Source organism: Pseudomonas viridiflava (assembly GCF_900602065.1).
In the GTDB taxonomy this organism is placed as follows: Bacteria; Pseudomonadota; Gammaproteobacteria; order Pseudomonadales; family Pseudomonadaceae; genus Aquipseudomonas.
The window spans coordinates 1-394 of record NZ_UWFN01000057.1; the positions used below are offsets into that span (position 1 = coordinate 1).

The following is a 394-nucleotide window of genomic DNA, read 5'->3' on the forward strand; positions in this document are numbered from 1 at the left end:
GCTGGACGCAGGCACGATCACGTCTGTGGCGTTGGTGGAAGCGAGCCTCGAGTCGGTCAAAACCCACAATCACACATTGAATGCCTTCGGCGATGTTTACGCAGACGCCGCGCACGAACAGGCGCGTCGTCAGGATGACGAGGCAGGCCACGGTCGCATTCAAGGACCGCTGCACGGCATCCCGTTCGGCGTCAAAGACTTGTTTTCCACGGCAGGTCTGCGGACCACCAAAGGGTCGTTGACCAGTCTGGACAGTGTTCCGCTCAAGGACGCGCCCATTATTCAACGCCTGAAAAACGCAGGCGCCATCATTCTCGGCAAGACCGCGACCACTGAGTTCGGCTGGACGGGGGCGAGTACCTCGCGGCTTTTCGGCAACGGGCGCACACCGTGG

Annotated in this window: 1 protein-coding gene; it reads left to right on the forward strand. The window is 61.2% G+C overall.

Going from position 1 to position 394, the window contains the following annotated elements; genetic code table 11:
* Positions 1–16: 16 nt before the first annotated feature.
* Positions 17–394: amidase family protein (locus tag EE949_RS00975; protein WP_431194206.1), on the forward strand; the 378-nt coding region annotated here is incomplete at its 3' end.